This window comes from Jiangella rhizosphaerae (genome assembly GCF_003579925.1).
Taxonomy (GTDB): domain Bacteria; phylum Actinomycetota; class Actinomycetes; order Jiangellales; family Jiangellaceae; genus Jiangella; species Jiangella rhizosphaerae.
This window is the reverse complement of the sequence record NZ_QUAL01000362.1, coordinates 1-7,577: the sequence shown is the minus strand read 5'-3', so window position 1 is coordinate 7,577 and position 7,577 is coordinate 1. Positions and strand designations below refer to the sequence as shown.

Here is a 7,577-nt window from a genome sequence, read left to right as displayed (position 1 = left end):
GGAGAAGCCCGCCCCGGCATGCGGGCCGGGGCGGCCCCGGGGAGGGAAGCGGCCGGCCCGCCGCCGGGACGGGGGACCGGCGGCGGGCGCTGGCGCGCGGTCCTCGCGCCGGTGCTCATCGGGCTCGGTTGCCTGCTGGCCGTTCCCGCGACCGCGGCCGTGTGGCTGGACTCCGTCGTCACCGACACCGACCGCTACGTGCAGACCGTCGGCCCGCTGGCGCGTGACCCGGATGTCGAACGGGCCGTCACCAACCGCGTCACCGCCCGGCTGATGCAGGAGATCGACGTGCCGGCAGTGGTGAACGAGGCGGCGGACCTGCTGGCGGCGCAGGGTGCCCGCCCGCGGGTGACGGGGACGCTCAGTGACCTTGCCGGGCCGATCGACGGCGCCGTCGAGGGGTGGGTGCACGACCAGGTGGGTTCCGTCGTCGCCAGCGACCGGTTCGCCGACGCGTGGACCCAGACGAACCGGGCGGCGCACCAGGCATTGGTGGCGGCGCTGACCGGCGAGAACGAGAACGGCGCCGTCCAGGTCGAGGGCGACACCGTCAGCATCCAGCTGGCGCCGGTCGTGGAGGACGCCAAGCAGCGGCTGGTCGATGCGGGGTTCCAGCGGGCCGGCGCGATCCCGCCGGTGGACATGACGCTGACGTTGTTCCAGTCAGACCAGGTCGAGAAGGCACAGGCCGGATTCCGGCTGATCGACGGGCTGGGCACGTGGCTGCCGGTCGTCGCGCTGGCGTTGATCGCCGCCGGGGTGATCGTCGCCCGCGGCCGGCGGCGGGCGCTGATCGGCGCCGGGATCGCGCTGTCCGTGGCGATGCTGCTGCTCGGCGCGGCCCTGACGATCGCCCGGCCGGTGTACCTGGGCGCGCTGCCGCCCGAGGTGGACGACGCCGCGGCAGGTGCGGTGTTCGACCAGGTGGTGTCGCTGCTGCGGACGACGCTGCGCATGGTCCTGGCGGTCGGGCTGGTGGTGGCTCTGGTGGCCTGGCTGACCGGTCCGTCGCCGCAGGCGGTGTCGGTGCGCCGGGGCGTCGCGCGGCTGGGTTCGGTCGGATCCGGATGGGGCTGGCGCGACTCGGCGGCGGTCGGCTGGCTGCGTGCCCACAAGCGGCCGGTTCAGGTCGCCGTCCTGGCGGTCGCGGTGCTGGTGTTCGTGTTCTGGAACTACCCGAACGCAGGCGTGGTGCTGGGAATCCTGCTGGTCGCTGGGGTGCTGCTGGCGGTCCTGGAGCTGGCGACGGGTCAGCTGGCGGCGCCGTCCGGGCCTCCCGCGACCAGGTCCTCGTAGGCGGCGACGGCCCCGGCCACGACGCCGGAGCGTGGTGGCCGGTGGAGTGCCCGCTGGTCCGCGCCGCGGTCGGTGCCGCAGGACAAGGTGCTGCCGGCGTTCGAGGAGTCGGGGCTGAAGCCGGAGCCGGTCCAGTCGAACCTGTCGACGGAGCAGGAGGAGAAGCTCCGCGAGGCCTTCGCCCAGTGACCCGTCGCCGGGCGGGACGTCACCTCGAGCTCATGATGCCCGAGCGCGTGATGGACCAGATGACGAAGACGTTGATGGCGATGATCAGCAGCGACCAGAACGGGTAGTACGGGATGAAGAAGAAGTTCGTGATCGCGCTGACCGAGGCGAGCGCTATGGCGACCGCGCCCGCGATGGCGCTGCCGGTGAACAGGTAGAACCCCGCGACGGCGATGAGGATGCCGACGATCAGGTGCACCCAGCCCCACGCGGTGGTGTCGAGGTCGAAGGTGTAGTTGGGCAGCACGACGAAGAACTCGTCGTCGATGATCGCCGCCAGACCCTCCAGCGCCTGGAAGATGCCGATGAGAATCATCATCGTCGCCGCGAAGATGACCCCGCCGGCCGCCCAGCCCGACGGCTCGGTCCTGGTCGCCTCGGTCGGCGAGGTGCGGAAATCGGTCATGACTCCTCCTGCCAGCTGACGCGGGGAGTTACCCGGCACCTCACCCTCCCGGCCGGGCGATGGCGGGACATCACCCACGAGGGGTGATCCCGCCGCTACTCGCGGATGGTCAGCTCGAGGGTGACGGTGTCGCCGTCGTCGACCCGCTCGGCGGTGCGCACCGCCTTCTTGACGGGAAGCACGTAGCAGCCGCTCTTGGCGTCGGGGAAGATGGAGGTGGACCACGACGTGCCACCGAGGCGCACCCCCACCTTCAGCGAGCCGAACCCGGGGCGCGGCGGACGGGGACGGGCACGGATGTCGGCCGAGACGTCGGACGGCACCGTGACGAACACCCACGACGCCTCGCCGCCGTACTCCCACAGCCGCGCGTCGAACTCGTACTGCTGCACCGCCGTAGGCTCGCAGCCACCACTGACAACGGGCGCCCGGACTCGGGGCCGGCACCCCCATACCGGCCCCGAGCCATCCCCCCGGCGGTGCGGGTCCTGTGATCCCCCGCCTCCAGTGGAGCGCGCCGGGCCGGGCCGGGGAACCGGACGAAGGTCGGCCTCCCTCGGGACCAAGGTCCTCGGCCCGCCGGGACCTCGGACCGGTCTTCTCGACATCGTCGCTGGTCGATGGGAAACTGACCCGGGTGGCAGGGGGTTGAAGGGTGTACGAGTCCGAGCAGCTACTCCCGAAGGTGCCGCTCGATCGGCTACTCGCGGAGGTGCAGTCGCGGCTGCAGGCGGTCGTCGCGGCGCGCGACAGCGTGCACGCGCTGCTCGAGGCCGTGGTGTCCATCGGCCGGGAGCTGGAGCTCGAGACCGCGCTGCGGCGCATCGTCGAGGCCGCCATCGACCTCGTCGACTGCCGGTACGGCGCGCTCGGCGTGATCGGCGACGACGGCCGGCTGGCGCAGTTCATCCCCATCGGGGTCACCGAGCAGGAGATCGCCCACATCGCGGAGTGGCCGCATGGGCGTGGGCTGCTCGGCCTGCTGATCAAGGAGCCGCGGCCGCTGCGGCTGGGGGAGATCTCCGAGCACCCGGAGTCGTACGGGTTCCCGGAGGGACACCCGCCGATGCGCAGCTTCCTCGGTGTGCCGATCCGGGTCCGCGACGCCGTGTTCGGCAACCTGTACCTGACGGAGAAGAACGGCGGCCGCGACTTCGACGAGCAGGACGAGACCATCGTGACGGCCCTGGCCACCGCCGCGGGCATCGCCATCGAGAACGCCCGCCTCTACGACGCCAGCCGCCGGCGCGAGACCTGGCTGGACGCGTCGGCCGAGGTCACGCAGGCGCTGCTGTCCGGGTCCGAGCTCGACGACGCACTGGCGCTGATCGCCGCGCACGCGCGGACCATGTCGTCGGCGCGCGCCGCGGTCGTCGTCGCGCCGGACGACGAGGCGGCCGAACTCCTGCGGGTACTGACGGCCGACGGCGACGGCTCCGACGCGCTGGGCAGGCTGCGGTTCACCGCCAGCGGCACGCTGTCCGAGGCTGTGTTGCACTCCGGCGAGCCGCGGGTCCTCACCGAGATGCGCCGCGGCGTCGAACCGGCGCCGCTGCTGGACCGGCTCCCGAACGGGCCGGCGCTGCTGGTGCCGCTGGGCACGCCACCGCGGGTCCGCGGCGTGCTGGTGCTGGTCAGGCAGCGGGGCGCGCAGCCGTTCGCCGGGCCGACGGTCCGCATGTTGCAGGCGTTCGCCGACCAGGCCGCCGTCGGGCTGGAGCTGGCCGACCGGCGGAAGGACGCCGAACGGCACGGGCTGGTCGACGATCGCGAGCGCATCGCCCGCGACCTGCACGACGTCGTCGTCCAGCGGCTGTTCGCAAGCGCGATGAGCCTCACCGCGGCCGCCCGGCTGATCGACCGGCCGGACGTCGCGTCACGCGTGGAACGCACCGTCGACGACCTCGACGCCACGATCCGGCAGATCCGGTCGACCATCTTCGCGCTGCAGTCCTCCCGCGACGACGTCACCGACACCCTGCGCGGCCGGCTGGTCGCCGTCGTGCAGTCGGCGGGGGAGCAGCTCGGGTTCGCGCCCGGCCTGCAGCTCCTCGGGGAACTGGACAACGCCGTGTCCGACGAGATCGCCGACCAGCTGGTGCCCGTCCTGCAGGAGTCGCTGTCCAACGTCGTCCGCCACGCCAAGGCGTCCCGGGTGAGCGCCGTCGTCGAGCTGTCCGGCGGCCGCCTGCGGCTGACCGTCACCGACGACGGCGTCGGGCTGCCGCCGCGGCACCACAGCAGCGGGCTGGCGAACCTCGCCGAGCGGGCCGAGCGGCTCGGCGGGACGTTCACGGCCGGGCCGGGGCCCGAGGGCGGGACCGAGGTGCGCTGGGAGGTCCCCGCCGGCCGCGGCGCCGCTCAGTCCGAGCCGGCCTGACGGTCGCGCCCGCTCCACGCCCAGATCAGCTCGACGAGGACGACGCCCGCCGCGGCGCAGCTCAGGCCGATGACGGTGAAGCCGGTGTTGCCGGGGTCGAGCAGGAACAGCTCCTGGGTCAGCGGCAGCAGGAACATCAGCGCCGACGACGCCGCCATGACGACCACCAGCGCGATCTTCCACGGCGCGTACGGGCGGGCCACGATGGCCAGCACCCACAGCGCGATGATCGTCAGCGTGATCAGCGCCGTCGTCGACGCCTGCGTGCGGGCGGCCCCGGACCCCTCGCCGTCGTAGGTGAGGACGTAGGCGACGAAGCAGGCCACGCCGATGACGATGCCGGCCGGTACCGACGTGCGCATCACCCGGCTCACGAAGCCGGGCCGGGCCCGCTCGGCGTTCGGCGCGAGCGAGAGGACGAACGCCGGCACGCCGATGGTGAACCAGCCGGTGATCGTGACGTGCCGCGGGAAGAACGGGTACGGCAGCGGGTCGAAGCCGATCAGGCCGGGCACGCCGACCATGAACGCCAGCAGCACCGAGTACACCGTCTTGGTGAGGAACAGCGTGGCGACCCGCTCGATGTTGCCGATGACGCGGCGCCCCTCGGCCACGACGTGCGGCAGCGTGGCGAACTTGTTGTCGAGCAGCACGATCTGCGCGACCGACCGGGTGGCCGGGCTGCCGGCGCCCATGGCCACGCCGATGTCGGCGTCCTTGAGCGCGAGCACGTCGTTGACGCCGTCGCCGGTCATCGCGACGGTGTGCCCGCGCGACTGCAGCGCACCGACCATGGCCCGCTTCTGGTCCGGCGTGACCCGGCCGAAGACGGCGTTCTCGTCCAGCACGCCGGCCAGTGCGTCGCGCTCCTCGGGCAGCGTCCGGGCGTCGACGGTGCGCGTGGCGCCGGGCAGCCCGAGCGACGCCGCGACGGCGCCCACGGAGGCGGCGTTGTCGCCGGAGATCACCTTGACCGTGACGTCCTGCTCGGCGAAGTAGGCGAGGGTGTCCTTGGCGTCCGGGCGGACCTTCTGATCGAGCACGAGCAGCGCCGACGGCGTCACGGCGCCGGGCGCGCCGGCGGCGTCGACCGGCTGATCGGAGCGGCCGAGCAGCAGCACCCGCAGCCCCTGGGCGGCGGTCCGCTCGGCGTCGTCGCGGGTGGCGTCGCCGGCCGGCAGCAGGACGTCCGGCGCGCCGAGGACCCAGTGTCCGTGGCCGTCGAAGCTCGCGCCGCTCCACTTGCGGGCCGAGGAGAACGGCGCCACCCCCGTGACCGGCCAGCCGGGGCCGTCCGGGTGCGCCTCGGCGATGGCCCGCAGGCTGGCGTTCGGCCGCGGGTCGGCGGCGGCCAGCGCGCCGAGCGCCGTCCGCACCCCCGCCGGGTCGCCGTCGAGGTCGCGCACCTCGGCCAGCCGCATCGCGTTCTCCGTGAGCGTGCCGGTCTTGTCAGCGCAGACGACGTCGACCCGGGCCAGCCCCTCGATCGCCGGCAGCTCGTTGACCAGGCACTGCCGGCGCCCGAGCCGGACCACACCGACGGCGAACGCGATGGACAGCATGAGCACCAGACCCTCGGGCACCATCGGCACCAGCGCCGCCACCATGCCGCGCAACGCCTCGGGAAGGTCCTGGTTCCCCGACAGCTGGTTGTAGATCGACAGCGCGCCGGCCGGGATCAGCAGGTAGGTGATGAAGCGCAGGATGGTGTTGACGCCGTTGCGCAGGTCGGAGTTGACCAGCGTGAACCGGCTGGCCTCCTCGGCCAGGCGCGCCGCGTACGCCTCGCGGCCCACCTTCGTGGCCCGGTAGGCGCCGTTGCCGGCCACCACGAAGCTGCCCGACATCACGGGGTCGCCCGTGTGCTTCACCACTGGGTCGGACTCGCCGGTGAGCAGCGACTCGTCGACCTCCAGCGCGTCGGCCACGACGACCTCGCCGTCGACCACGACCTGGTCGCCCGCGCTCATCTCGATGACGTCGTCGGCGACCACCTCGTTCGGGGCCAGCTCGACGACGGCGCCGTCGCGGCGCACCCGCGGCCGGGCCTGGCCGACGATGGTGAGGCGGTCGAGGGTGCGCTTGGCCCGCAGCTCCTGGACTAGGCCGACGACGCTGTTCGCGACGATCATCGTGCCGAACAGGCCGTCCAGGATGGAGCCCGTGCTCAGCACGAGCACGAACAGCACCGCGAGGATCGCGTTGATGCGGGTGAAGACGTTGCCGCGGACGATCTCCCACACGCCGCGGCTGGCCCGCGCCGGCACGTCGTTGGTCTGCCCGGCGGCGACCCGGGCCGCGACCTCGGCCGCCGTCAGCCCGCGCCCGGAATCGGCCGGCGCCGTCACCCGGTCGGAGGTCATGCGACGACCATAGCGGGCGCGCCTAGCTGCCCGGATGGTCTTTGGCGGCCGCCTTGAGCTGGGCCGACAGCGCCGCGGCCTGGGTCCGGCGGTTCATGTCGAGCTTCGCCAGCAGGTTGGACACGTAGTTCTTGATGGTCTTCTCCGCGAGGAACATGCGCTCGCCGATCTGGCGGTTGGTGAGACCCTCGCCGATGAGGTCGAGGATGCGGCGCTCCTGGTCGGTGAGCGCGGCCAGCGGATCGGTTCGCGTGGCGCGGTCGCGCAGGCGCGCCAGCATGCGGGCGGTGCTGTCGGGGTCGAGCAGCGACTTGCCCTCGGCCAGCGCCCGGACCGCGCCGATGAGGTCGGTGCCGTGGACCTGCTTGAGCACGTAACCGGCGGCGCCGGCCATGACGGCGTCGAAGAGCGCGTCGTCGTCGGCGAAGGAGGTGAACATGAGGCACTGCAGAGCGGGCAGTCGCGACCGCATCTCGCGGCAGACGCTGACGCCGTCGCCGTCGGGCAGGCGGACGTCGAGGATCGCGACGTCGGGCCGGAGCGCGGGGATGCGGGCCACGGCCTGCTCCGCGGTGCCGGCCTCGCCGACGACCTCGATGTCGGGCTCGGTCTCGAGCAGGGCGGCGACGCCGCGCCGGACCACCTCGTGGTCGTCGAGCAGGAAGACCTTGATCACACGGCCGCTGTCCACGATCACGACGCTACTCCGGTGGGCGGGCGTCGTCAGGGGACGTTGGTCCTTCCGGCCCGGGCCGGTCGCCGGTTGTGGCCGCGTTTGGCCGTCCCCCTGCTGCGTTGGCCCCGTCCCCCTGCTGCGGCTGAGAACGGGCAGCTGATATGAAACTGGCCGTGAGTGGGCAGGGGGTTGCTGCCGACGGAGCTTGCGGAGTCGGCTGGGGTGTTG

General features: G+C 73.0%; 7 protein-coding genes. 3 read left to right on the top strand and 4 right to left on the bottom strand.

The annotated features are described in order from the left end of the window. Together DY240_RS25230 and DY240_RS33005 are read left to right on the top strand one after the other, a co-directional pair. Nucleotides 1–1,296: hypothetical protein (locus DY240_RS25230; RefSeq protein ID WP_233552868.1), on the top strand; the 1,296-nt coding region annotated here is incomplete at its 5' end. A 72-nt stretch (nt 1,297–1,368) separates the two neighbouring features. Continuing rightward, on the top strand, nt 1,369–1,485 hold the full coding sequence (locus DY240_RS33005; RefSeq protein ID WP_119662451.1) for a DUF1269 domain-containing protein: 117 nt from the start codon (nt 1,369–1,371) through the stop codon (nt 1,483–1,485). Nucleotides 1,486–1,504: 19 nt separating this feature from the next. On the opposite strand, the gene DY240_RS25220 is transcribed toward DY240_RS33005, so the two are convergent. Further along, a complete protein-coding gene (locus tag DY240_RS25220) occupies nt 1,505–1,930 on the bottom strand; it encodes a DUF7144 family membrane protein (protein WP_119662450.1) in 426 nt (141 codons plus the stop codon). 95 nt (nt 1,931–2,025) lie between these two features. Further along, a complete protein-coding gene (locus tag DY240_RS33000; protein ID WP_199702389.1) occupies nt 2,026–2,322 on the bottom strand; it encodes a DUF1905 domain-containing protein in 297 nt (98 codons plus the stop codon). Nucleotides 2,323–2,585: 263 nt separating this feature from the next. Between DY240_RS33000 and DY240_RS25210 the strand changes: the two genes are divergently transcribed. Then, on the top strand, nt 2,586–4,310 hold the full coding sequence (locus DY240_RS25210) for a sensor histidine kinase (RefSeq protein WP_119662448.1): 1,725 nt from the start codon (nt 2,586–2,588) through the stop codon (nt 4,308–4,310). Here DY240_RS25210 and DY240_RS25205 read toward each other — a convergent pair. Together DY240_RS25205 and DY240_RS25200 are read right to left on the bottom strand one after the other, a co-directional pair. After that, nucleotides 4,292–6,673, bottom strand: a complete 2,382-nt coding sequence (locus tag DY240_RS25205) for an HAD-IC family P-type ATPase (protein WP_119662447.1) — start codon at nt 6,671–6,673, stop codon at nt 4,292–4,294. The two genes, DY240_RS25210 and DY240_RS25205, sit on opposite strands and share 19 nt — an antisense overlap. A gap of 22 nt (nt 6,674–6,695) precedes the next feature. Next, complete coding sequence (locus DY240_RS25200) at nt 6,696–7,364, bottom strand: response regulator transcription factor (RefSeq protein ID WP_325049310.1); 669 nt, start codon at nt 7,362–7,364, stop codon at nt 6,696–6,698. Between the last annotated feature and the right edge of the window lie 213 nt (nt 7,365–7,577).

Coding starts and splice junctions, on each gene's coding strand:
- DY240_RS25220 (WP_119662450.1), bottom strand. CDS start 1,930: ATGACCGATTTCCGCACCTCGCCGACCGAGGCGACCAGGACCGAGCCG.
- DY240_RS25205 (WP_119662447.1), bottom strand. CDS start 6,673: ATGACCTCCGACCGGGTGACGGCGCCGGCCGATTCCGGGCGCGGGCTG.